The sequence below is a fragment of the Streptomyces sp. DSM 120436 genome (assembly GCF_055778765.1).
This window is the reverse complement of the sequence record NZ_JBSKBS010000004.1, coordinates 1-22,965: the sequence shown is the minus strand read 5'-3', so window position 1 is coordinate 22,965 and position 22,965 is coordinate 1. Positions and strand designations below refer to the sequence as shown.

Below are 22,965 nucleotides of genomic sequence, written 5' to 3'. Positions count from 1 at the left end.
GGTCGGACCAGCAGACGGAGGTGGAGCGATGACCAGTCGCACACAACGCACCAGGACCGCGGTGATCGGCGGTGGCATGGCCGGCTGCGCCGCCGCCCGTCAGCTGCTGCGCAGCGGCCGCGAGGTGGTCGTCTTCGAGGCGGCGGACGGACTCGGTGGCCGGGCCCGCTCCTGGCACCGCCCGGAGATCGAGCCCGACGTCGGTATCAACCTGATGTACGTCAGCTTCTACAAGCTGATGACCCAGCTCATCAAGGAGTACGGGCTGGAGGACGAGCTGATCCGGATCTCCAGCAACGTCTGGATCTCCGACCACGGCAAGGCCGTGCCGCTCTCCTCCGACTCCCCGCTCAGCCTGCTCAGCTACCGGCACGTCAAGCTGCGCGACCGGGTCGCCTTCCTGCTGACCACCCTCGCCCAGGTCGCGCGCAAGAAGAAGCTCGACCTGTTCGACCCGGTGAAGTCGGCCCCGTTCGACGACGGACAGAGCGCCGCCGACTGGGGCTGCCGGCGGGTCTCCAAGCGCGGCTTCGACTTCCTGCTGCGCCCCCAGATCGAGGGCTTCTGGAACTTCGCCTGCGAGGAGATCTCCGCCGTCCACGCCCGTGCCCTGCTCGCCTGGATGGGCGGCTCCGGCTTCTACGTGCTGCGCAACGGCATGGAGATCCTCGCCGAGAAGAACGCCGAGGGAGCCGACCTGAGGCTGTCGTACGAGGTCACCGGGGCACAGCAGGACGGGACCGGCATCGTCGTCAGCGCCGTGGGCCCGGACGGCACCCCGGTCACGGAGGCCTTCGACGAGGTCGTCGTCGCCACCCCCGCGCCGATCGCCGCCAAGCTCGTCGCCGCGCTGCCCCCGCAGACCGTGGGCGAGGAGACCCGCCGGTTCCTGGAGACGCAGAAGTACGAGCCGGCCCTGTCCGTCTCGTTCCTGGTCGACAAGGGCGCCCTGCCCGCCGAGGCGCACATCGTGGCCGGCGGCCCCGAGGACCCGCCCCTGCGCAACATGATCACCTATCCGCGCACGGTGCGGGACGAACAGGGACGCCCCGTCGAGAAGCTCCTCGTGTTCACCTACCCCGGCCGCGCCAACACCCGCCGCCTGCTCGGCCGTCCCGCCGAGGAACAGTTCAGCGAGGTGACCAAGATGCTGACGTCGCTGTGGCCGACGTTCCCGGTGGAGAGCGCCGAGCCGTTCCAGATCGCGGAGCGGCCCTACGGGTTCCCCATCCCCGCGCCGGGCCGCTACCGCCGCTCCGTGGCGGTCCTGAAGGAGCAGCGTCCCCCGGTCGTCTTCGCCGGCGACTACTTCAACTCCCCCACGACGGAAGCGGCGATGCTCTCGGGAGTCCGGGCCGCCGCGGCGCTCACGAAGGCAGGTTGAGACAGCCCATGAAGGTCCTGTTCATCCCCGGAAACAGCCCTTACCCGATCTTCTCCCACACCCCGCTCGCCACGGCCGTACGCAATGCCGGACACCAGGTGTTCATGGGCGGCATCGACTGGGTGCTGCCCAACATCGCCAGCGTCGGCCTGCCCGCCGTGAAGATCTCCCCGGTGTCGATGGAGGAGGTCAGCGCCTTCATGGGCGCCATGCCGGACGACCCGGCCGAGCAGCTCAAGGCGGTGGGCCGGGTCTACGCCGAGATCGCCGTGGACAGCCTGGACCGCCTGCTCGACCTGGCCGACCGGTGGCGCCCCGACCTCGTCGTCGGCGGCGGCATGTTCTACACCGCCCCGCTGCTCGCCGACCACCTGGACATCCCCAGCGTGCGCCTGGAATGGGACCGCATCGACTCCCGTGCCTACGACCCGGGCGCCGAGCCCGTGCTCGCCCCGGTCCTCGCCGAACTGGGCCTGCAGAAGCTGCCCGGCCCCGACCTGTGGCTCGACGTGTGCCCGCCCAGCCTGCGGCCCGACGACGCGGTGCCCGCCAAGCTCATGCGCTGGGTCCCGGGCAACCCCCAGAAGCCGCTGGAGCCGTGGATGTACACCAAGGGCGACCGCCCCCGCGTCTACATCACCGCCGGGACCCGGCTGTTCAGCGGCGAGGGGCTGCGCGACATGGCGCGCAGCGTCGGCAAGCTCGGCGCCGAGGTCGTGGTCGGCGCCCCCGAGGTCGTCGCCGCGGAACTGCGCGACGAGGTGCCCGAGGCGCGCATCGGCTGGGTGCCGCTCGACGTACTGGCCCCCACCTGCGACGTCATCATTCACCATGGGGGCGGCGGCACCGACATGACCGCCCTGAACGCCGGCGTCCCGCAGCTGATCGCCCACCCCGAGTACCCCACCACCGCCACCCGCCGGATCGTCGAGTACGGCGCCGCCACCCTGGTCGAGTCGGGCGGCTACGAGGAGATCAACGCGGCCTGCGAGCTGCTGCTGAAGGAACCCTCGTACCGCGAGCGGGCGCGGGAGATCTCCCGGGAGATGGCCCAGCTGCCCCCGGCCCACGAGATCGTCCGCGACCTGGAACGCCTGGTGGCCGACCGGACCTGAGCCGGCCGGCAGGCCCCCGGCCCCTGCGACAGGAGAGGAGAACGCGGTGCGTATCGCCGCGACGGCGATCCCCGGGGCGTATCTGGTGACCCCCGAGCAACTGCCGGACGAGCGCGGCGCCTTCTGGGAGGGCATGCGCGCCGACAAACTCGAGAAGGTGCTGGGTGAGCCGTTCGTGCCCCGGCAGATCAGCTACTCCGTGTCCCGCCGCAACACCCTGCGTGGCATCCACACGGTGGCCGTGCCGCCCGGGCAGGCCAAGTACGTCAGCTGCGTACGCGGCGCGCTGCGCGACGTCATCGTCGACCTGCGCATCGGCTCACCCACCTTCGGCCGGCACCACGTCTGCACCCTCGACGCGGCCTCCGGCCGCTCCCTCTACATTCCCGAGGGCGTGGGCCACGGCTTCATGGCACTCAGCGACGACACCTGCATCTGCTACGTGATGTCGACCGTCTACGAGCCGGGCACCCAGATCGACATCGACCCCTTCGATCCGGAACTGGCCCTGCCCTGGGACCTCACCGAGGAACCCCTGATGTCCCCGAAGGACAGGGCCGCGCCCGGCCTCGCGCAGACCCTGGCCGCCGGGGTGCTGCCCCGCTGGAACCAGGAGACACCGTGACAGACGTCCTTCGCGTCGGCGTGCTCGGCAGCGCGGAGATCGCGCGCCGCCGGATGCTGCCGGCCTTCGCCCGCTCCGCGGCCTTCGAGGTCGCCGCGATCGCCTCCCGGGACCCGGACCGCGGTGCGGCGGCCGCCGCACCCTACGGCGCGCGGGTGCTGCCCGACTACGCCCGGCTGATCGAGGACGGCGACGTGGACGCCGTCTACGTCCCGCTGCCGCTCGCCCTGCACGCCGAGTGGGTCGAGGGGGCCCTGCGCGCGGGCAAGCACGTGCTGGCCGAGAAACCGCTGAGCACCTCCCCGGAGGTGAGCGCGGACCTGTTCGCGCTGGCCCGCCGCCGCGGCCTGGTCCTGATGGAGAACGTCATGTTCGTCCACCACGGCCAGCACGCTCGGGTGCGCCGGCTCGTCGCACAGGGCGCCATCGGCGAACCGCGTTTCCTCCAGGCGACGTTCACCGTGCCCCGGCGCCCGGCCGGAGACATCCGCCACCGCCCGGAACTGGGCGGTGGCGCCCTGTGGGACACCGGCGTCTACCCGGTGCGCGCCGCGCAGCTCCTGCTCGGCACCGGCCTGACCGTCGTGGGCGCCGTCACCACGGCCGCCGCGGGCTTCGACGTCGACACCTCCGGGGCCGCCCTGCTGCGCCGGCCCGGCGACGGCGTCGGTGTCCAGCTGTCCTACGGCCTCGACCACGCCTATCGCAGCTCCTACGAGATCAGCGGCAGCTCCGGCCGGCTGACCCTCGACATGGCGTTCACCCCGCCCGCCGACCATGTCCCCGTGCTCCGGCTCGACGGCTCGTCCGGCAGCCGGGAGCTGCGGCTGGAACCCGAGGACCAGGTGGCCGGCACCGTCGCGGCGTTCGCCGAGGCGGTGCGCCGCGGCGCCGTCGACACCGAGCACGAGCGGGCCACGCTGGAACAGGCCCGGCTGCTGCGCGACATTCTCGACAGCGCGGCCGCGGCTCCGGCCTCCGCGGCGGCGCCGGCGCCGGCTCCGGTGCCGGGCGGCTGAGCCCCGCGCCGGGCGGCGCGCACACGACCGAGCGGCACACGGTCCGGCCGTGTGCCGCTCGGTCATGAGGCGGAGAGACGGGTCGGGCGCGCGGGGCCGGTCAAGGGGCGGCCCCGAAGGCCGGATCGCGCGGGCCGGTCAAGGGGCGACCGTGCCGCGGCGATCCGGCGGGGACGGCGCTCAGCCGGCGTTACCCCCGACCGTGTGCGCGGGACCCAGCTCCTCCATCTTGAACTCACCCGTGGGGAAGCTGGGCGTGGGCAGCGGATCGGGGTAGGCGGCCTCCTTGCGCGGCGGCTGCCGGCGCACATAGGCCGCCCGCGCCTTGAGCGCGGCGTCCACCGCCAGCCGCAGCAGCCGCGACGGCTCGGACACGCCGAACGCCTTGCGCATGTGCGGGGTCAGGAGCGCGGGCAGTGCCGCCGCCGCCACCTTGCGTCCCAGCGGCTGGAGCCGCTTCGGGAGCCAGGCCGCCATGGGCTCGATGACCGTGTTCCGCAGCACCTGCCACAGCGTCACGGCCTCCGGCGAGTACGCGAACGTCCGCTCCACGTACTCGTCGTGGAACCGGGCGAACTCCTCGTACGAGCCCGGGATGTCCTTCAGGCCCATGAACTCGCCCTGCTCCCGCATGTGCAGGTACGCCGCGGTCCGCTCCTGGTCGGTCAGCGGCCGCCAGCCGTACCGGTCCACCCAGCGGATCTGGATGAGCATGCTGGTGGCGAGGACGAACAGGTACTCCTCGTTGCTGATGCTCCACTGCTTGTTCTCGTCGCTGATGTGGCGGACCGCGTTCTTGTGGATGCGGTTCATCTGCCGGACCGCAGCCCGGCCGCGCTCGTCCTTGAACCCGCGCCGCACCATCTCCAGGCTGATGAGGGCGAAGTGCTCCATGCGCCGCTGCGTGTTGTGGGTCAGCTCCCCGGTGCGCACCAGGAGCGCGGCCATGTGGGGCGGCGCGACGCTGTTGCAGAACGCCAGCGCGCCCGCGACGCTGAAGTCCCACGGGAACTCGTAGCCCATGTCGAGCCACCAGATGCGGCTGTACTCCTCCTTGACGTCCATGCCCTGGATCTCCCGGAGTCGGGCATACCGTTCGTTCCTGTCGATGGCCATGGTGCGGCCTCTCCTCTCGACGGTCACCTCGGAAAACAGCAGGTCGGCTGACGCCCGGGCCGTACGGCCGTTGCGCCCGTGCCGGTGGCGGGGGAGCAGCGGGACGACGGCATGCCGACCCGGCGCAGCAGCTCGGCCGCCGCCCCGTCGAGCTCCGGTGACGGCGGCACCGGCACCGCGCCGATGCGGGTCGTGGAGCAGGCGAGCAGGGTGATGCCGAAACCGACGGTCTTGTGGATCCCCGCCGTCGTCTCGCCCATCCGGAAGCGACGGGTCGGTACGGGCCGCCGTCGGCCGGTTCGATCCCGAAGCCTCGGATGCTCCCCTGGTCGGCGCCCGCCTGGGACGGCGCCATCCAGCGGAACGCACGGCCCCGCCCGGCGGGACGACACGGGCGTCCGCGTACCAGGGGCCACGGACCGGGGGGCCCGGGCGACGACGTCCTCACTGCGCAGGCTCTCCCCGCGGCGGCACCGCGCCGACTGTCGCGGGCCCTCCGGAAATCCATTCACCGCCCTGGCACTCGGGGCTCCGTCCGCCGCTGCGGGGGGAGGCCGTCGACCACGTCGTGGACCTCTTCCGGACTCGCCTCGACGAGGGTGTCGGCGCTCAGTCCGAAGAGAGGGCTCTTTTCGGTGAGGGAAGTCATGTCGAGAGCGTCGCAGCATCCCCGGCGGGCCGTCAGACACTCGACCCCGGATTAGTCAGGTCCGCAACGGAACTGGTGCGTCCGCTCCAGGGGCCGCCGCCGTCGTGCGGGGTGCGGCCGTCAAGGGGTCCCGTCGCCCAGGGGGCTGGCCGACGGGACGGCCTTGCGGGGCGGAGCACGGCGGGACGCTCGCCGGGTCGGTCGCCCGGCCGGTCACCGGACTCCGGGCGGGCGGACCCCCGGACGGCGGGAACCGTCTGCGCCTGAGCACTCCGCGGCCCCGCCTCGCGCTCCGCGCCCCGCCACCGCGCCCCCGCCCCGCATCCGCCGCGGACCTCCCCCTCGTGGTGCAAGGCGGTCCTGCCGCGCGCCTTGCCCTCCTCCACGAGGCGGTGGGCCTCCGCCGGACGACCCGGGCGCCGGTGCGCGCCGCCGTCAGCACCAGGGCGCCGCCCACGTTCCCGCCCGCTCCCACGACGACCACCGTCTCACCGACCCGCAGACGGCCGTGCGTGAACAGCCCCGCGTACGCCGTCACGGCCGGACGGGCCACGGCCACCGCAGCGGCCGCCGGCACCCCGGCGGGCAGCCGGTACAACCGGTCCGCGGTGACGAGCGCCCGCCGGGCGGCGGCGCCCTGCCGCCCGGCGTGCCCCAGGCTGTTGCACCAGGACCGGCCCCCGACGGAGAAGCCGGTCAGGGCCGGTCCGGCCTCGGCCACGGTGCCCACGAGGTCCCGCCCGATCACGAACGGCAGCGGCACATCGGTACGCCAGGCGCCCGACCGCACGAAGGCGCCGACATGGTCGACCGCGCTGACCTCGACGTCGACGAGGACGTCGGCCGGTCCCGGCCGCGGCGTGGGCAGCTCGCCGTACCGGATCACGTCCGGCGAGCCGAACCCTTCCACGCAGGCGGCGATCATGGTGCCGGTCCTGCCGCAGCCGCGATCCCCGAGCCTGCCGACGCGTCCACAGTGCGTCACCTGACCCGGCCCCGCATCACCACGACGTGACGGACCGAGAGGTTACTTGACATAGATGCGGGGCTCCTGTGTCAGCCCTGCCGGGCCGTGGGCACGCTGGGGCCGCTTGGCAACCCACAAGGACGCCCTCGCCGAATGGAGCTGCACGTGAGTATGTTGAACAGGCGACGGTTCATGGCCGGAGCGGGCGCCGCTGTGGCCACCTCCGGGACCGTCGCCGCACTCGGTACGCTGTCGCCCGCCGCGCACGCGGCCCCCGGGACCGCCTCCGGCGCGATCCCGACCGTCAGACCCGGTGACCCCCGGTACGCCGACATGGTGTCGGGCATGAACGCCCGCCTCGTCGGCACCCCCGAGGCCGTCCGGCTGCCCGCCACCACGCAGCAGGTGGTCCAGGTGGTGCGCGAGGCCGTCGAAGCCGGCAAGCGGATCGTGGTGCGCAGCGGCGGTCACTGCTTCGAGGACTTCGTCTTCAACAAGGAGGCCCAGGTCATCGCCGACCTGCGGCTGATGAACCGGGTCGGCTACGACGAGCGGCGGCGCGCCTTCTTCGTCGAACCCGGCGCCACCCTCCTCGACATCTACGAGACCCTGCACAACGGCTGGGGCGTGACGATCCCCGGCGGCGGCTGCCACAGCGTCGGCGCGGGCGGACACTTCGCGGGCGGCGGTTACGGCGTCCTGTCCCGGGCGCACGGCATCGTCATCGACCACGTGTACGCCGCCGAGGTCGTCACGGTCGACCGCAAGGGCCGGGTGCGGGCCGTCGTGGCCACGCGGGAGCCGAACAACCCCCACCGCGACCTGCTGTGGGCGCTCGCCGGCGGTGGCGGCGGCAACTTCGGCATCGTCACCAAGTACTGGCTGCGCAGCCGCGGCGCCAAGGGCGACGACCCGAGCCGGCTGCTGCCCCGGCCGCCGTCCCGGGTCGTCTACACCCAGGTCACCTGGCCCTGGGAGCAGATCACCGAGGCCGGCTTCACCAACCTGCTGCGCAAGTACAGCCAGTGGTCCAAGGACAACGCCTCCCTCGACTCGGAGTACCTGGACCTCGGGCACTGGCTGTTCCTCAACCACGTGTCGGCCGGCACCCTCTTCCTCGTGGCGCAGATCGACGCCGACAAGCCCGGCGCCCAGCAGCGGATGGACGCCTTCGTCGACTTCCTCAGCGACGCCATGGGTGCCCGGCCGAACTGGCACGACTCCCAGAACCTGCCGTTCATGAAGGCCACCACCTACAGCACCACCGGCGGCGAGACCCTCAACAACCCGAACCTGCGAACCTTCCACAAGTCCGCGTTCGTCAAGGACGTCTTCCCGCAGCGCCAGATCGACGCGCTGTACAAGCACCTGACCCGCAAGGACTACAACAACACCTACAGCTACATCGTGCTGGCCTCCGCGGGCGGCCGGATCAACGAGCTGGGCCCGCACGACACCCCGGCGCCGCACCGCGACTCGCACCTGGTGATGTTCTACGAGTCGTACTGGCACCGCGCCGACCAGGACGAGGCCAACATCGCCTGGCTGCGCGACATCTACCGCGACGTGTACGCCGACACCGGCGGCGTCCCCGTGCCCAACGACGTCACCGACGGCTGCTACATCAACTACCCGGACAACGACCTCAGCGACCCCGAGTTCAACAAGTCCGGCATCCCCTGGCACCAGCTCTACTACAAGGACAACTACGCGCGGCTGCAGAAGGTCAAGGCCGCCTGGGACCCGCGCAACGTCTTCCGCCACCGGCAGTCCGTCGAGCTGCCGGGCAGGTGAGCCTCCCGCCACACGAAGCGGGCTGTGCGGCCGGGACGGGGCGCACGGCCCGCTTCCGCGCCGCGTCCGTCCCGGCCGGCCCCAGGACCCCGGCCGGGACGGAGCGGACCTCACAGCAGCGCGCGCGCCTCGGCGATGAGTTCCACCTGCCGCTCCCAGTCACCGCCGTCGACCAGCAGGTCGAGATGATCGGCGCCGGCCTCCGCGTACGCGGCGAACCGCTCCGCGGCCTCCTTCGGGCTGCCGCCGATCGGCACCAGTCGCGCCTCCTCGGGTGACAGCCCGTACATGTTCACCAGGCTCTCCTCGAACGCGGCGCGCGCGGAACGCACCGACTCCTCGTCACCGAGCCCGGCGTGCAACCACACCGTGGTGCTCGGCGCGGGCCGCCCCGCCTCCTCGGCGGCCTCCCGCAGCTTCGCGACGCCGCGGGCCACCGTCGCCGGGGAGACCATCGACGGCAGCCAGCCGTCCGCGTGCAGCGCGGCCCGCCGGATCGCGCTGTCGGAGTTGCCGCCGACCAGCACCGGCGGCGCCGGCACGGCCGGTGCGAGCGTCAGAGCGGTGCCGTCCGGCAGCGTCGTCTCCTCGCCGGCGAGCAGCCCCGGCAGCAGCTCGAGGGAGCGCACCAGCCGTGTGTTGCGTCCCTCCGCCGCGGCGCCCACGGCCTGCCAGAACGGAGTGCCGGGGGCTCCGCCCGACCCGACACCGAGGACGACCCGGTTGCCGGACAGATGCTGCAGCGTGCCGATCTGGGCGGCGGTCCAGGCGATGTTCCGCAGCGGCAGCACCAGGAGGCTGAAGCGCAGGTCGACCCGCGTGGTGACGGCGGCGGCGGCCGAGAGCGCGACAGCGGCCTCCAGGGCCGGCGCGCCGTTGCCCATGATGAAGTCGGACACGGACACGGAATCCAGACCGGCCTGTTCGACGTGGCGGGCGCCGGCCGCTATGCCTGGGAAGCCCTTCGGCGCCAGGTCGGCCATGGTGGGCAGGGAAATGCCGACTTTGATCGCTGGCAAGACGTCCTCCGTGTCGCATGACGAATGGGAACGCCACCGCCGGGGCGGACCACCGGACCCCTCCGGGGATCTGACCGCATGGCGATGGCCGTTGCAGCGTAGCGACGCAGGGCGGGCCGGACCGGGACGATGCCCGCACTATGTCAGCTTGCCTCCCCGCCGGACCGGCGCCCCGCATCACGCGCACCGTGAACGGACACGGGACGAAGCCCTGGGTGCCGCGTTGCCCCGCGGTCACGCGCCGGGGTCCACTCGTGCCGTTGTCAGGCAGACGCCGGGGCGCCGGGACCACCCGGCTCAGCGATGCCGGCGGGTGTTCGTGGCCAGGACGACTCTGAAGTCACGACCGGCACGACTGTTGTGGCCAAGGACCCTGTCGCCGCCTTTCAGGGGCGGGAGCCGCTACCGCCCGGACCGCAACGCGTCGAATCGCATGAATCCCGTGAAGCGGGCCGCGAATGAGGGCGAGACCTGGTCGTCGAGTGAATTCCGTACGCCCGCCATCACGTTGGAATCGGGTTGTCCGAACACCTCGAAGCGTTCCACCCGGCAGTGCTTCATCACTTCCCGGATGTACGGCTCGGACATCTTCCAGTGCGCGCGGACGGAATCCGAGTCCCGGTACATCTGGAAGCTGTGTGCGAGCAGCTTCTGCTCGTCGATGAACACCTCCACCATGACCTGGGGACCGTGCTCCTCCACGAACCGTACGGCTCGCTCCGTGGCCTCCCGGTAGGCGTCCAGATGCCCTTCGGTGATGCGCATGGTGTTGCGGAAGAGGAGAATTCCGCTGTCCGGTGCGTCCACGTTGTCCATGCCTTCAGCCTCCACGGCGATTGCTCTTCGGGTCACGACATTCCAACACGTTCCCCGAGCGGCGCCCGCGGACTCGCCCGGAGCCCCGCCCGCTGGCGGACATCACCCGACGGTCGTCCCCCACAACTCGGGGTACACCCGCGGCGCGGCTTTCACTCCCCGCAAATGACAAAGCGAGCGTGTGCGAGAGGAGCCGGCGGAAGGCCACTGAGCGACTCCGCCGGGGATCCTGAGTGCGGTGCCCACTTGCCTTGTCGCCACCAGCACCCCCATTTCAGTCCACGGGTATTGAGGCACTGAGCTGTTTCCAACCTCAATTCGAACAGGTCGGACGCAGGGTGAGGACGGCCTGAACCAGGCTGGTGAGGCGAGTCGTGGAACATCGCAGATGATGCCGTGGGCTCGCGCGGCCTTGATGTCGTGGACCGCGCCGGGCAGTGCAGGCGATGCCCACACCAGTTGCCCGGCGGGACCGGTGATGACCTACACGTTCATGCCGTGCTTCTCGTGTTCCCCGGAGTGGAAGGGCCGGTCGGCCGCGATCTCCCCCAGCCTTCGGCCGGGAGGTGCCCCCGGTCGATCGGCGGCAGCGTGCCGTCCAGGATCACGAATGCCTTGGTGGAGGCGGTGCGGGCCGCAGTCCGCAGGCCGGAAGCCGGCGCGGCGAGGACCACGCCCGCAGCAACCGCTGCAAGCGCTGAACACTTCGCGAGACACCCGCTGCAGGCGGTCGCGAGCCGGCAGGCCGGCAACGACGATGAAAGGCGGATCAGCGCGCCGGCTCAGACGTGCCTCGCGCCTGGTCGCGGCTGGCGACCACCAGGTATCCATCGCTCTCGGGGTCGAAGGTGGTGGACTGCACCGTGAGCCCGACGCTCCGCAGCTGCGCCACGAGGTCCTCGTACCGGTAGGGCCAGATGGACAACCGCTCCGAGCAGGCGCGCACCGCCCCATCCGGCTCGATCCGGGCGACCACGATCTCGAGGAAGTGTTCCTGCTCCCAGCGCTGCTCGATCTGCCAGTAGTAGCTGACGACCGCATCGCGGTCGTTGCGGCGGATGAGTCGATCGCGGACGTCCACCCGTGAGCCGGCGGAGCGCACGAGCTCCCAGTTGCGTGAGTGGAGCACGAGGCGTCCGCCCGGATTCAGCAGCCGCGACATCGCTTCCAGTGCGGTCAGGCGCCCGGCTGCGCCCTCGGCGTGCCCGAGCGAGTTGCCGACACAGAACACCAGATCGAACGTGGAGTCCTCCAGGTGGTCGGGCAGCTCGTCCCAGCTCGCGCGGAGGGCTCGAAGCGCCACACCCTGCTCGTCGGCGGCCTTCTCGGTCCGGCGAACCATCCCCTTGCTGGCGTCTGCGGCGACCACGTCAAGGCCAAGACCCGCGAGACCGACGGCGAGCTGGCCGGTTCCACACGCGCAGTCCAGGACGCGCGCATTGGGCGGCACAGAGCCCACGACATCGCTGTAGTAAACCGCGGCTGCCTTGGCGGGGGTCAACCTGTCGTCCCCGATCAGCCACTCGTACACGTCGGAAAGCGCCCCATAACCAGCCACCGCGATAACCTCCACCACTCGACGACACGCGGGCCGGACCGCGCCTGCGATGCAGACCTTGCGCCTCGCACTGTGCCGGGCCGTGTCAGCGAAGCATTGAGCAGGACCCAACCACTTCCGGCCGTTGAGACTCCACCGGATTTCGTGGGAAACCGCGACACGCCGCACCGACGCAGGTCCCCACTCCACCGGCGCCCCATCGGCCACGACGGGGACCGCGGCCGGCAAGCGCGCGTTCACCGCCGGGCGCTTTAGGCGCAGCCACCCAAACTGATGGTGCCTCTCTGGCCGCCGCGCCGCTCACTCCCGCTGTCACTTCGAAGCGGCTCCCGCAGTCACGCGCACTGACAGCCCTGGGCGCCGGACGGGTTCAAGCCTTCGGTGAGCGGAACGGAACGCCGTCGTCCGGTGCAGGTGCCTGTTCTGCTTGCCTATCGTCCTGTTGAGTGAGCACAGCGCCGGCGAGGGCGAGCCTGGTCACCTGCTGGCGGAGCTCTTCGGTCTCGGCGCTCTGATCGGCAGTGGTCTTCCTCGGCTTGGTGACCGTTTCCCGGAGTCGTTTCTCGGTCTCCGGCACGTGGTGGGTCTCGACGCGGACGCGTTCGTAAAACTCGTTCAGATCGACGTGCCGTTTGAGGAGGGCCATGCGGTGGACATTGGTCCCGGCGGCGAGGGCGACGACGGTGAGGCTTCCGTTGGAAGCGGTGGTCTGTCCGGTCAGTGGTCGATCCACGGCCTCGCGGATGCGGACGCGCTCGTCCCGGTGCTGCTGGTTCACGTGAGAGCCTCGGCAGGGTGGGCGGTGCTGTCGTGGGCGGCGGCCGTTTCGCGGAGCCGGTGGGCGTGGGCCCGCAGACGTCTGCTGACCGGGTCAGGGGCATGGGCGGCGAACTGGTCCGGGCGGCGCGTTCGCGGAGTCGTCGGGCGTGGGCGTCGGTGCGGACGGTGCTGCCGCAGCCGGGTCGGCAGTCGTACTGCCGTGGGGCGGCCGCGCCGGTCGGCTGGTTGCGGTCGGCTCGCCATCCACAGCGCGCGTCTTCGCGAGGATCGACGCCGAACGCGTGACCCGACGACCGCGCCGATCCGGGCGGTGGACCGGGTGACGGGGAAGTCGGTACAGCTCACGCACACCGAGAACCAGGCGTTCTGGCAGTGGGCGATCGTGGAGACGCTCCGGCTGGCCGGCCTGCGTGCCGAGGAGCTGACCGAGCTGACTCACCTGAGCGTGCGCAACTGCCAGCGCCCGAGCGGTGACGTCGTCGCCCTGCTCGTGATCACGCCGTCCAAGAGCGACCGGGAACGAGTGATCCCGATGTCCGCGGAGCTGTTCCACGTCATCGCCCAGATCGTCCGCCGTCACATCAGCGCGCACGGCACCGTTCCGGTCTGCGTCCGCTACGACCTGCACGAAAAGGTCTGGAGCGAGCCCCTGCCCTACCTGTTCCAGAACGTGCGTGCCGGGGGGGATGCGGGCGGTGTCCACCACGACGATGTGGCGGATGATCCGCCGAGCCGCCGGGGGACTGATCGACACCGATCCACGGTTCGCCGAGGTGAAGTTCGCTCCCCACGACTTCCGCCGCCTCTTCGCGACCGAGCTCGTCAACGGCGGCCTGCCCATTCACACCGGCGCCGCCTTGCTCGGCCACCTCAATATTCAGACCACTCGCCGCTACGTCGCGGTCTTCGACGACGACGACGTCGTCCGTCACTACCAGCAGTTCCTCGACCGCCGACGAGCACAGCGACCCGAGAGCGGGTACCGCGAGCCGACCAAGACGGAATGGTCGGAGTTCAACGAGCACTTCGGCAAGCGCCGAGTCGAACTCGGCTCCTGCGGCGCCGCCCCGGAGCCGGAAGCTTTCTGATCATCCCCCGTACAGCCACGGGACGAGCGGGCTCGTACCCGCAACCACACGCGCGGGTACGAGCCCGCTCAACGGCCCCCACCGGCCCCGGCGGCTCACCGGCAAGGCGGTCAGCAGCGTTCGTAGCTGCCCCCGCCCGCCAGGTGGTCGTCGTAGATCCACCCGTAGTAGCGGCGCTCGTTGACGCTCTTGAAGGACACGTACGTCCAGGTGTTGCCGTAGTCGTTCGACACGTAGCAGTCGATGTCGACGAAGTACCCGCCCTGAAGCGTGATGACAGGGGCGCACTCGCCGTAGGGCCCCTTGCGGATGGGCGCCGTCCTGCCGTCGTCCTTGACCTCGTCGTAGCTCTCGAACGTGCCCTCGTTCCGCCACCCGCTGCAGGTGACGGCGGACGTGGAGGCGGACGCGGGCGCGACGGCGAGGCCGGCGCCGAGAACGGCGGCCGCGGTGGCACCGAGAACGGAACGTCGCAATCTCATTCGTTTTCCCCTCGTTTCCCCTGGTCGGGTGTGGTCCTGAACGGGCCTGACCGTCCTGTGGACGACGTGTCGCTACGTGTCGTCCCTGACCCACGTGCTGCACACCCCGGCGGGTAGGGTGCAGACGCGCAGGGTGATCTTGCTGTTCTCGCGCATGTCGTAGTTGCAGGTCGTGCTCCCCGTGGCGGCGCTCGCCGAGCACTCGCCCGCGCGGCCGTAGTTCGTGTACCACTCCACGTAGCTGTGGGAGCCCTCGTAGTGCTCCACCCAGACCTTGTCCCCGTAGCTGATGAACCCGCCCTCGGCGTAGCCGTTGTAGACGATCGAGTCGGCGTGCGCGGGAACGGCCGTCGCCAGAACGACGGCGCTCGCTCCCGCGACCGCGGTCATGAGCGTGCGCCCTCGCCAGTTCCTCATGTTCACTTCCCCCTCCAGAGTTGCCTCGTGCTCCGCCCCTGTGATGGCCGGACGGACAGACCGTCGACCGCCGGCAACAGCCGGCAGGTCATGACTCAGCGGTACTGGACCCAGAGTTGATAACCCCCGCTCACCCTGGGGCACATCCAGCTGATCCACCGCCCGTGGAACTCACCGGTGCTGCCCACGTCCTCGCACCGGGCGTAGTTGGAGTACGTGCCGTAGATGACGTACGGGTCCGCGGTCTGGGCCTGGACCGGGGCAGAGGAGGCCCCGAGAGCGAGAGCCCCTCCGAGGGCAATGCCTGTGAGAGCACGACGCATACGCACAGCCTGGCTCCTCATCCGTGAACTGGACGCCCGGGACAGACAAGTTCCGTCGCCTCGCAAGGCCGGACACCGTAAGCCCCGGGACCACTGAGCACTTTCAGAGTGGCCACCAGATGGGTGACGAGGCCGACACCCGCAACGCACGAGGCTCCCGTGCCGTTGAGAGAGGTGTTCGACGTCTCAACTCATCAGCACAGGAGCCTCGTTGGTTCCCTATCCTGCCTCACTCGACCTGCCTCACGCCCTGGTCGAGTGGGTAACCATGCTCATCGTCACCCGTGAGAGTGACCGCCGCTGCAAGCTCCCGCCTCACCAGCGGGCTCTCGTCGCCCTGGTCTACCTCCGGCGGCACGACACCCTCACGCAGCTCGCCGCGGGCTTCGGCATATCCGTCGGCACCGCCCACGCCTACGTCACCACCGTCGTCCGGCACCTGGCGGACAAGGCGCCAGGACTGCTGAAGGCACTTCGGGAGACGGACCCCGACTACGCGCTCCTGGACGGCACCCTTGCCGAGTGCGACCGGGTCGGCGACGGGCAGGCCGACTATTCGTCCAAGCACAAACGGCACGGCGTGAACGTGCAGGTCGTCACGGATCCTGCCGGGGAGGTCCTGTGGCTGTCCCCGGCGCTGCCGGGCCGGACCCACGACCTGACGGCCGCCCGCACTCACAAAATCATCCGAATCTGCGAACGCCAGGGCGTCCCGGTCCTCGCCGACATGGCCTACATCGGAGCCGGAGACTGGGTCACCACCGCCAAGCGCCGCCCGCCCAACGGCGAACTCACCCCCACCGAGCGGACCGTCAACCGGGCCCTGTCCGCGGCCCGGGCACCCGTCGAACGCGGAGTCGCCCGCCTGAAGTCCTGGCGAATCTTCCGCAGAGCACGCTGTAGCCCCAACCTCATGACTGTCATCGCCAGAGCCGTCCTCACTCTGGAGAGGCAGCGCTGAAAATGCTCACTGACCGGTGCCGGCCGCCCCACGGCTGCTCGGTCGCCGTGAGAAAAAATGCTCCGTTCGCCGGACGAGTACAAGATCCGCCGCTTGTCCCGGACAGAGCCCGGGCTGTCCGACCTGGTCAGGTCCCTGTCCGGGTTCCTGTCCGGGCACCGGATGGGCGGCACTGGTGAAGAGGCAGTCTTCGATCCCTGCACTATTCGCGCAGCGGGCCGCGGCAGATGGTGCGCCCAGCCCGCCGGATCGTCGATGCGGGAGCTACGCGATCCCTTTCAGGCCGTTGTCCAGGGGAGCCCGTCCTCCGGCATCTGGTGCACCATGGGAGAACCTGTACCCGCCGGGCTGCCAGAAGCCGAGGATCACGCTCGTCCTGCAGCGCAGCCAGCCGCCCTCGGTGTAGCCGAGCTGACGGCCGTGGAGGTAGGCGCCGGCGTGCGGGGTGTCGGGGCGGACCAGGCGATGGCGATCATGTCGGGGCCGTGGTCGTCGCCGGGCCGGGTGCGCGCGTTCGATGAACGGGCCGACGCGCACGGCGGTATCCCGGGCGCTGCCGGGCGCTCAGGGCTCGGGGTTGCCCCGGGGGCGGCGTTGCGGTGCGGACGCCGACGGACTCATGTCCGGCAAATAGTGACGAGCGAAGAGCGTGGCGACCAGATCTCGTCGGCTGCGGACGCCCGTCTTGTCGAACACCGACTTCAGGTGGTCCTGGACCGTGTGCGGTGACAAGCCTGCACTGCGGCTGATGTCGGCTGTGGACCGCCCCCGCAACACCAGCGCCATGACGTCCCGCTCGCGAGGAGTCAGTCCGTACGCCGCGACGATCAGTGCGATGTGCTCAGCGGGACCGGCTCGTTCAACGACGACGGCGGTGCGGGCCGGGGCCGCCGTGGGTTCCTCCAGGCGCCAGGCGTGCAGCCGTACCCGGCCGTGCCTGCGGCTGTGCATCCACGAGGTGTGGGAGGCCGCGGCCCCTGCGGCCTGCACCGCCGCTGCCACCGCGTACACGGCGGGAGGCAGTCCGCGCTCCCCGGACGGCACGCCGTCGGCGGGCGCCAGGTCGTTGAACCACATGGCCACGGTGGGTGTCGCATGGACCACCTGGTGGTCGCCGTCCAGCAACACCAGTCCCGGCGCCGTCTCCGAGGCGTTCGCTTCGGCGAGCCGCGTCAGGTGCAGCTGGCGCAGTGCGTTCCCCAACGGCTGGACCAGCGACGCCGCCGCAGCCAGCTCTGGGGAGCCGAACGGGGGCGCGTCGTCCGCGCGTCCCATGACCAGGGCGCCCCATGCCCCGTGACGGTCCCGCAGCAGTACACGCAGCTCGTCGCGGAAGCCGAGGGGCCGCATGATGTCGCGGTACCGGGGGCTGAGGGCGAGGTTCCCGTTCGTCTCCCGGCTGAGCAGGCCCACCGGCGTCGGTCTGGCCGCCAGATCGGACAGGCCGTTGGCATCCCCCTCGCGGTACTCGATGTCGAGCATGCGCGGCATCATGGCGGGCGGCAGGCCGTCCCGGTAGTCACCGCCGGTGTTCATCAACGTCTGCGGATCCACGGTCAAGCAGGCGCACACGTCGAAGCGCAGCGCAGGCCGTACGACCCGTTTCACCGCCTCGAAGAACTCCTCGACGCTCCGCGCGGACTGCGCCGCCCGCGCCGCCGCGTCCCCGGTCTCGCCGGCCCGTCTTGCTCCCCCGTAGCGCCTCATGGTCCGAGGCTAAGCGTGCACAACAGTTCCCAAGCCCGGTTTGCGCAGGCAGCTGTGGCTCCGCTTACCGTTCCCGGGAACCGTCGACGTCCGGGGCGCGCGATCGACGCCCCGGTAGGGGTCAGCGGTTGTTGTGCAGGACGAGGTTGAGCTTCGCCCAGTCCTTGCCGCCGTTCTCCCCGTTGCGGAGCGTGATCTCGCTGACCGTCGAGGTCTGTCCCGCGGGGACGTAGCGGTTGAAGTCGTACTCGGCGTCGAGGTCGGTGTTGGTGTCGTTCGTGCCCTCGTAGAACCGCAGGGTCACATGGATCATGACTCCGCCGCCGGCGTCCGTCTCCGCGGACACATGCTTCTCCACACGGATCTCGCCCCCGCACGTGGTCTCCCACCACACCGACGGCGTGCGGACCTCGTTCACCCAGCCCTCGGAGGTGACGTTGCCGTTGCAGTACGTACCGGCGGCGAAAATACCCTCGTCGTCGCGGATCGTGTAGGTGCCGGTCAGAGCGACGTTCCGCCACACGGAGGCCGTGACCGCGTCACCCGCCGCAGACGGGGCCGCACCGGCAGCCGGAGCCCCCGCCACCGTCAGGCCAGCGGCCGCGGCCGCGGCCAGCATCCCCATGGTCTTTCTTCGCATGGACATCTCTTCCCCCTCGTTGTCGTCACCGAACGCGCCGAAGGCGGCTCACCGCCCTCGACCGGGTAAAGAGTGCCGCGGCCGGTCGGCGTATCCCATCCCAGACATCTGGGGGGCTCACCACCGGCGGGCTGTCGCCTTCGGGCTCCCCGTCGGCGCCCCCGCGCCCGGGGCCGGGCGCGGTCCCCTCGGTGGCCGGCCGCCGGCGGGGGCAGTACGGCGTCTTTTCCGTCGGCGTGGGGGTGTTTTGCTGTAGCGCGTCGACGTCATGGTCCGCATCTTGTGGAAGGTGTTCTCGGTGCTGGTGCGTAAGGGCTTGCTGCTCTTGTGGTCACGGACGGCTGAGGGCCGTTCGATGAGGTGCTCGGTGAGGGCGCTGAGGGAAGCCGGTCCGCACAGATGGAGCCTGGTCTCCCGCAGTGCCTTGCGGTGCAGTTGTTTTGGGGCTTGCCGATGAGTTTGCCGGCTGGTTCCGTGCGGTTGTGTTCGATCGTGCCGGCGTGCGCCTTTCGGTGGTGGGAGCGGACGAAGTGAAGCACGGTCAGGTCGCGCAGCGCCGCCTCGTGGAGCGGGTCGGCGAGCGGGAGTGCCGGTGTGCACGGCGGCCGGTGCGTCGGGGACGCGTCTTTCCCTACCGTGCCCCGGTTCTTCGGCGGATGCGGAGGCGAACGCGGCGAAGTTCTCGGTCCTGCCGCGCGCGGGTGCTCTTCAGCTTGTGCAGGCGTCTGGGGTGGTGCAGGTCGGACGGCAGGAGCTGCCGGCCGCTGCCTTTGGCTCGGGCATGGTGAACTGCCTGAGCAGGACCTGGGAGATCAGGTGCTGTCGTGATGTGTGCTGTGCCGTCGCCGCACACCGAAGTGTGCCAAGTGCCCCTCTGCGGTCGCTGAGGGTTTCCACCGGACCGCATCCGGCGGTGCCGCCGGCCGGCACGGCCTCGCACTCGTGCCGGGCGCTCACCGGACCGGCTCGGGCACGCTGGAAGGCGGGGCCGGCACGCCGGTCGCCGTCCACCTGTTCCCGCTCTTGGCCGGGCCGGGGAGCCACCGTGCACAGCAGCAGCCGGGACGAGATCCTCGGCACCGTCTGCAGCGGTCGCGACCCGGTCGTGTCCCTCGGTGGCGCCGGCGTCATCGGCCAGGCAGCCGCCCTGGACGACCCGGAGCCTCTCACTGAGTGTGGCTGTGTGTTCGCTTCTTGTGACATTCATTACCGCAGGGATCGCTGCACGAAGGCAACTCGCTCCGCATCGAACAAATTTGACGACAGGAAAGATTCTGCGCACCGCGACGTCACGAGCGCATGCTATGGCCTCGGGGTGTAGTCATGGCTATGAGTCGACATGGCAACTGGAGCCGGTGCCGGAGGAGGGGGGCACGGGACAGTCCCGAAAAGACCCTTTACTGTTGTCGGCGGAATTCGTTACGGAATATGTATTCCCCCTCCTTGGGAGTGTGCCCGTTAATCTTCCGCGAAGTAATTGCAGGTTCCCGTCAATGGTCACATGTTCGAAAGCCGGGCCTTTGCTCTGCGGTCGCGCACGCTTAGGGTGCCCTTGCTTACTCGTGAGACATGGCGAAAGGGTGATCATAAATGGCGAGGAGTGATCCTTCTGTCTTCGTCGGCGCCGGGTCGGCCTGGGCGCAGAACCTGACCTACAGCCCAAAGCGCACAAGTGGGTCTGCTGCCCGCCTCGCACCCCGCAGCGTAGGCTGTACTCCGGTTGGACCCCGGGTTTCCCTCGTGCTGGGGGTTCTTTTGAAGGAAAAACCCGTTCGCCGTGTCCTCGGCCGGTGACCGGTGGTTCACTGTACGGAGATCTGAGCCTTGGTGGGTCCAGATCGTTCGGAAGGCTCTGGGGTGTGGTGCTCTGGGGCCTTCCCGCTTATGCGGAACCTTTCATCTGGGTTCACGCACGCTCATCTGATACGAGTCGCGCGCATGTCGGAGAACATTCCTGAGTAATCAGCGATGTATGTCTGCATTCAACGGCCGCCCTTACTGAATTGACGGCTTCTGTGATGTGCGCCACTCACGCTTTTTGCGGGAACGTGCTGGGAAATCCCTCGCGGTGGGGTCTGTGCACTGGGAAAGCCGCCTGCAAGACCCTTGTGTGACTGGCGGCTTTGTCTGTGCTGGGGGTACGTTTGCTGCCTGACGTTCTCGCCCTGCGCCGCTCCGACACACCACACAGCGCCACGTCGGACGGACCCCCGCAGGAGGGGCCGCAGTACCGCTGGACCCACCAGGGTGCGCCCGCCTGCACGGGGGCGCACCCACCCATCACACATAAGGGACTCAGACCGTCATGCACCTCGCCGCCCGCGGTGGCCTCATCACCCGTACCCGTCGTATAGGCCGCCACCACGATGGGGTGACGCCCCGTCACCTCGCGTTGTCCGCCTGGGCCCGCGCGTCCGCGCGACGCCTCCCGCGCGCCGAGGGGGTGTAACAGATGCCCGTCAGCGCCGAAACCTCTCGCCTGAACGACCTGCTCCTGGGCCGCGGCGACATGCCGCCGGGCAGCTTCCTCAAGTACCTGCCGGCGCCTACGTGGACGTCGATGAGCCAGGACTGGGACCAGCGGATCCGCTCCTTCGAGCGCGACATGCAGCTCCCTTTGGGCCCCAACGACCGGGACGTCTTCATCATCGTGCAGGGATGCGTCCGCCAGGAGCGCTTCCCGCTCGGCCCCGGGCGGGGGACCCCCACAATCGTCCGGTTCCGCGGCATCGGCGAGATCGTCGGCGAGGCCAAGCTCATCGAGCCGACCTCCTCGGTCACCACCACATGCCTGTCGAGGACCTACGTCGTCCCCTGGCGCGTCAGCTACATGCACCTCCTGCAGAGCCGGCGTCCCGAAGTCCAACTTGCGCTGCTACGCAGCCTGGAGGACCGAAACCGCCGGGACGAGCGCGTCTACGCCACCTTCGCGCAGGCCTCGTTCCAGCGTGTCAGCGCGCTCCTGGCGCACCTGGCGGAGACTGCCGGCATCCCCGACCCCACCGTCACCCGCCGCACCACCATCATCGGCCCGAGCCAGAAGGACCTCGCCGCCGCGCTCCAACTCGGCGTCTCCACCGTGGAGAACGCCATCAGCAGCCTCCGGCGCCACGGCACGATCGACGCCGGATACCGTAAGTTCACCGTCCACGACCTGGACGCCCTGCACGACAGCGCCATCAGCGCCTGACCGTCCCATCTGGACCCACCAACTACACAGAGCCGCACTCACCACCCCGCTCGCGGGCGTGCGGCTCAGGCTCCGAATCAAGGAAAGAAGCAATGCTGCTCAGCTCCTTCATCAACAACCCCAGCGAGACCACCGTGGTCGTCACGGCGGCTTCCTCGCTCATCACCGGCTCGCTCGGCACCCTCACCGTGCTCAACGGCAGGCGGGTGCTCGCCTTCACGAAGGCGCTGCGCCGCAAGGACGAGGAGATCACCGAGCTCGCCGGACCCGCCGCGGCGGCCGACGAGCTGTACACGGAGCAGTGCCGACTGGCCCGCACGCCCAGCTACACGAGCGACTTCACCGAGATCACCCGTCTGGCCAACGCCATCAGCGGCCGCATCGAGCACACCGAGTGCCTCAGGGCTGAGCTCGAGCGCGTTGTCGAGTGCGCAGAGACGTACGCCCAGACCGCGCTGCCCGAACCCCCGGCGGCCGCCCGGATCTCCTGCACCGACGCCAAGACCCTCATGGCCCAGGCCATGAAGCAGGAGTCCGCCCGCGTCGCGCTGGAGCGGGCCATCAACGCCGTCAACCACAAGATCGCCGTCCTGCGGCGCGTCTGACCACGGAGGGGGCGGGGAGGGGCCGCACGGATGATCCGTGCGGCCCCTCCCGTTCATACGCCCGTGCGGCGTTGACTCTCGACGACGCTGACCGCGGGCGTTTCCGTACGAAGGACCGCGATGCTCACTGTGGCCGGGGCCGGGGCCGCCGCGAGGTGGAGGCCGGTGCCGCCGGTGTCGGTCGAGGCGAGGCTGCCGCTGTCGAGGTCGGTCGACGTGCCGTCCGTGGTCGGGGCAGGCGGTGCTGCCGGTTGTGCTTGAGGTGCTCGTGCTGGGTGACGGGTTCGGGGGCGCCGGGGGTCCGTCACCGGTGACGACTTCGACCGGGAACTGGGTCATGGCGTCACCGAACGATGCGGCGACCGTGTACGTGTCCGTGCCCTCATCGGCGGTCAGGGCCGGCGCCGTGGCTTTGCCCGGGTCGTCGGTCCTGAGGCGGGCGACCTGCTCGCCGTTCTCGAAGCGGGGGGTGTCGTTGCTGTCGTCCTCGAGGCGGAACTGGACCTTCGTGGCCCGGTGGATAGCCGGCGGGGGTGTCTTCCGTGGGCACGGCGAGGTGCTCGTGCAGCTGGTGGTGGGCATGGGCCTGGGCCAGGCCTGTCCGGAAGGCCTGCTCGGCCTGGAGGCTGTGGCCGCGCAGCTGTCTGGCGGGCCTTGGTGCGGGTGGAGTGCCATCGGCGGCCGGGGGGTGGGGGAGGAGGTCGCTGAGG

The 22,965-nt window shown here is 70.3% G+C and carries 21 protein-coding genes and 1 pseudogene; 9 read left to right on the top strand and 13 right to left on the bottom strand.

Annotated elements, in window-relative coordinates; translation table 11 throughout:
* Positions 1-28 precede the first annotated feature (28 nt).
* From ACWH4W_RS31770 to ACWH4W_RS31755, 4 genes are read left to right on the top strand one after another with little or no spacing between them, the layout of a single operon-like run.
* Complete coding sequence (locus tag ACWH4W_RS31770; protein ID WP_473079328.1) at positions 29-1,384, top strand: FAD-dependent oxidoreductase; 1,356 nt, start codon at positions 29-31, stop codon at positions 1,382-1,384.
* Positions 1,385-1,392: 8 nt separating this feature from the next.
* Positions 1,393-2,499: a nucleotide disphospho-sugar-binding domain-containing protein gene (locus ACWH4W_RS31765; protein WP_473079327.1), complete on the top strand. Its 1,107-nt coding sequence runs from the start codon at positions 1,393-1,395 to the stop codon at positions 2,497-2,499.
* A 46-nt stretch (positions 2,500-2,545) separates the two neighbouring features.
* Positions 2,546-3,124: a dTDP-4-dehydrorhamnose 3,5-epimerase family protein gene (locus tag ACWH4W_RS31760; protein WP_473079326.1), complete on the top strand. Its 579-nt coding sequence runs from the start codon at positions 2,546-2,548 to the stop codon at positions 3,122-3,124.
* A complete protein-coding gene (locus ACWH4W_RS31755) occupies positions 3,121-4,143 on the top strand; it encodes a Gfo/Idh/MocA family protein (protein WP_473079325.1) in 1,023 nt (340 codons plus the stop codon). The genes ACWH4W_RS31760 and ACWH4W_RS31755 overlap by 4 nt, the downstream gene beginning before the upstream one ends.
* Before the next feature lie 180 nt (positions 4,144-4,323).
* Here the strand turns inward: ACWH4W_RS31755 and ACWH4W_RS31750 are convergent, their stop codons facing one another.
* The 4 genes from ACWH4W_RS31750 to ACWH4W_RS31735 all read right to left on the bottom strand — a co-directional run bounded on the left by ACWH4W_RS31750 (position 4,324) and on the right by ACWH4W_RS31735 (position 6,833).
* Complete coding sequence (locus ACWH4W_RS31750; protein WP_473079324.1) at positions 4,324-5,259, bottom strand: oxygenase MpaB family protein; 936 nt, start codon at positions 5,257-5,259, stop codon at positions 4,324-4,326.
* 23 nt (positions 5,260-5,282) lie between these two features.
* On the bottom strand, positions 5,283-5,519 hold the full coding sequence (locus ACWH4W_RS31745; RefSeq protein WP_473079323.1) for a hypothetical protein: 237 nt from the start codon (positions 5,517-5,519) through the stop codon (positions 5,283-5,285).
* A 248-nt stretch (positions 5,520-5,767) separates the two neighbouring features.
* A complete protein-coding gene (locus ACWH4W_RS31740; protein ID WP_473079322.1) occupies positions 5,768-5,908 on the bottom strand; it encodes a hypothetical protein in 141 nt (46 codons plus the stop codon).
* A gap of 55 nt (positions 5,909-5,963) precedes the next feature.
* Complete coding sequence (locus tag ACWH4W_RS31735) at positions 5,964-6,833, bottom strand: alcohol dehydrogenase catalytic domain-containing protein (protein ID WP_473079321.1); 870 nt, start codon at positions 6,831-6,833, stop codon at positions 5,964-5,966.
* A gap of 213 nt (positions 6,834-7,046) precedes the next feature.
* Here ACWH4W_RS31735 and ACWH4W_RS31730 point away from each other — a divergent pair, with 213 nt between their 5' ends.
* Positions 7,047-8,669, top strand: coding sequence for an FAD-binding oxidoreductase (locus tag ACWH4W_RS31730; RefSeq protein WP_473079405.1), 1,623 nt, complete (start codon positions 7,047-7,049; stop codon positions 8,667-8,669).
* Positions 8,670-8,779: 110 nt separating this feature from the next.
* Here ACWH4W_RS31730 and ACWH4W_RS31725 read toward each other — a convergent pair whose 3' ends face one another.
* The 5 genes and pseudogenes from ACWH4W_RS31725 to ACWH4W_RS31705 form a co-directional block, all read right to left on the bottom strand.
* Positions 8,780-9,688: an LLM class flavin-dependent oxidoreductase gene (locus tag ACWH4W_RS31725; RefSeq protein WP_473079320.1), complete on the bottom strand. Its 909-nt coding sequence runs from the start codon at positions 9,686-9,688 to the stop codon at positions 8,780-8,782.
* Positions 9,689-10,090: 402 nt separating this feature from the next.
* A complete protein-coding gene (locus tag ACWH4W_RS31720) occupies positions 10,091-10,504 on the bottom strand; it encodes a hypothetical protein (RefSeq protein WP_473079319.1) in 414 nt (137 codons plus the stop codon).
* A gap of 354 nt (positions 10,505-10,858) precedes the next feature.
* A pseudogene (locus tag ACWH4W_RS31715) lies at positions 10,859-11,175 on the bottom strand (transposase family protein); the annotation flags it as partial.
* Positions 11,176-11,273: 98 nt separating this feature from the next.
* On the bottom strand, positions 11,274-12,062 hold the full coding sequence (locus ACWH4W_RS31710) for a class I SAM-dependent methyltransferase (RefSeq protein WP_473079404.1): 789 nt from the start codon (positions 12,060-12,062) through the stop codon (positions 11,274-11,276).
* A gap of 370 nt (positions 12,063-12,432) precedes the next feature.
* Complete coding sequence (locus tag ACWH4W_RS31705) at positions 12,433-12,840, bottom strand: hypothetical protein (protein ID WP_473079318.1); 408 nt, start codon at positions 12,838-12,840, stop codon at positions 12,433-12,435.
* Positions 12,841-13,537: 697 nt separating this feature from the next.
* On the opposite strand from ACWH4W_RS31705, the gene ACWH4W_RS31700 reads away from it, so the two are divergent.
* Positions 13,538-13,930, top strand: a complete 393-nt coding sequence (locus ACWH4W_RS31700; protein WP_473079317.1) for a site-specific integrase — start codon at positions 13,538-13,540, stop codon at positions 13,928-13,930.
* Between the two features lie 110 nt (positions 13,931-14,040).
* Here ACWH4W_RS31700 and ACWH4W_RS31695 read toward each other — a convergent pair whose 3' ends face one another.
* Both ACWH4W_RS31695 and ACWH4W_RS31690 read right to left on the bottom strand, forming a co-directional pair.
* Positions 14,041-14,412, bottom strand: coding sequence for a hypothetical protein (locus tag ACWH4W_RS31695; RefSeq protein ID WP_473079316.1), 372 nt, complete (start codon positions 14,410-14,412; stop codon positions 14,041-14,043).
* Between the two features lie 72 nt (positions 14,413-14,484).
* Positions 14,485-14,829 (bottom strand): hypothetical protein, encoded by a 345-nt coding sequence (locus ACWH4W_RS31690; RefSeq protein ID WP_473079315.1) that lies wholly within the window; start codon positions 14,827-14,829, stop codon positions 14,485-14,487.
* Between the two features lie 534 nt (positions 14,830-15,363).
* Between ACWH4W_RS31690 and ACWH4W_RS31685 the strand changes: the two genes are divergently transcribed.
* Complete coding sequence (locus ACWH4W_RS31685) at positions 15,364-16,113, top strand: transposase family protein (protein ID WP_473077995.1); 750 nt, start codon at positions 15,364-15,366, stop codon at positions 16,111-16,113.
* Between the two features lie 564 nt (positions 16,114-16,677).
* Here the strand turns inward: ACWH4W_RS31685 and ACWH4W_RS31680 are convergent.
* Positions 16,678-17,820 carry a helix-turn-helix transcriptional regulator gene (locus tag ACWH4W_RS31680; protein WP_473079314.1) on the bottom strand — a complete coding sequence of 381 codons (1,143 nt, stop codon included), beginning with the start codon at positions 17,818-17,820 and terminating at the stop codon, positions 16,678-16,680.
* A 121-nt stretch (positions 17,821-17,941) separates the two neighbouring features.
* Positions 17,942-18,466 (bottom strand): hypothetical protein, encoded by a 525-nt coding sequence (locus tag ACWH4W_RS31675; RefSeq protein ID WP_473079313.1) that lies wholly within the window; start codon positions 18,464-18,466, stop codon positions 17,942-17,944.
* Positions 18,467-20,912: 2,446 nt separating this feature from the next.
* Between ACWH4W_RS31675 and ACWH4W_RS31670 the strand changes: the two genes are divergently transcribed.
* Positions 20,913-21,650 carry a Crp/Fnr family transcriptional regulator gene (locus tag ACWH4W_RS31670; RefSeq protein WP_473079312.1) on the top strand — a complete coding sequence of 246 codons (738 nt, stop codon included), beginning with the start codon at positions 20,913-20,915 and terminating at the stop codon, positions 21,648-21,650.
* 92 nt (positions 21,651-21,742) lie between these two features.
* Positions 21,743-22,255 (top strand): hypothetical protein, encoded by a 513-nt coding sequence (locus tag ACWH4W_RS31665; protein ID WP_473079311.1) that lies wholly within the window; start codon positions 21,743-21,745, stop codon positions 22,253-22,255.
* Positions 22,256-22,965: the final 710 nt, after the last annotated feature.

Bases quoted from the DNA above. Each gene is read 5' to 3' on its own strand.
- ACWH4W_RS31770 (WP_473079328.1), top strand. From the start codon at position 29: ATGACCAGTCGCACACAACGCACCAGGACCGCGGTGATCGGCGGTGGC.
- ACWH4W_RS31765 (WP_473079327.1), top strand. From the start codon at position 1,393: ATGAAGGTCCTGTTCATCCCCGGAAACAGCCCTTACCCGATCTTCTCC.
- ACWH4W_RS31750 (WP_473079324.1), bottom strand. From the start codon at position 5,259: ATGGCCATCGACAGGAACGAACGGTATGCCCGACTCCGGGAGATCCAG.
- ACWH4W_RS31745 (WP_473079323.1), bottom strand. From the start codon at position 5,519: ATGGGCGAGACGACGGCGGGGATCCACAAGACCGTCGGTTTCGGCATC.
- ACWH4W_RS31740 (WP_473079322.1), bottom strand. From the start codon at position 5,908: ATGACTTCCCTCACCGAAAAGAGCCCTCTCTTCGGACTGAGCGCCGAC.
- ACWH4W_RS31735 (WP_473079321.1), bottom strand. From the start codon at position 6,833: ATGATCGCCGCCTGCGTGGAAGGGTTCGGCTCGCCGGACGTGATCCGG.
- ACWH4W_RS31730 (WP_473079405.1), top strand. From the start codon at position 7,047: ATGTTGAACAGGCGACGGTTCATGGCCGGAGCGGGCGCCGCTGTGGCC.
- ACWH4W_RS31720 (WP_473079319.1), bottom strand. From the start codon at position 10,504: ATGGACAACGTGGACGCACCGGACAGCGGAATTCTCCTCTTCCGCAAC.
- ACWH4W_RS31695 (WP_473079316.1), bottom strand. From the start codon at position 14,412: ATGAGATTGCGACGTTCCGTTCTCGGTGCCACCGCGGCCGCCGTTCTC.
- ACWH4W_RS31690 (WP_473079315.1), bottom strand. From the start codon at position 14,829: ATGAGGAACTGGCGAGGGCGCACGCTCATGACCGCGGTCGCGGGAGCG.
- ACWH4W_RS31680 (WP_473079314.1), bottom strand. From the start codon at position 17,820: ATGAGGCGCTACGGGGGAGCAAGACGGGCCGGCGAGACCGGGGACGCG.
- ACWH4W_RS31675 (WP_473079313.1), bottom strand. From the start codon at position 18,466: ATGTCCATGCGAAGAAAGACCATGGGGATGCTGGCCGCGGCCGCGGCC.
- ACWH4W_RS31670 (WP_473079312.1), top strand. From the start codon at position 20,913: ATGCCCGTCAGCGCCGAAACCTCTCGCCTGAACGACCTGCTCCTGGGC.
- ACWH4W_RS31665 (WP_473079311.1), top strand. From the start codon at position 21,743: ATGCTGCTCAGCTCCTTCATCAACAACCCCAGCGAGACCACCGTGGTC.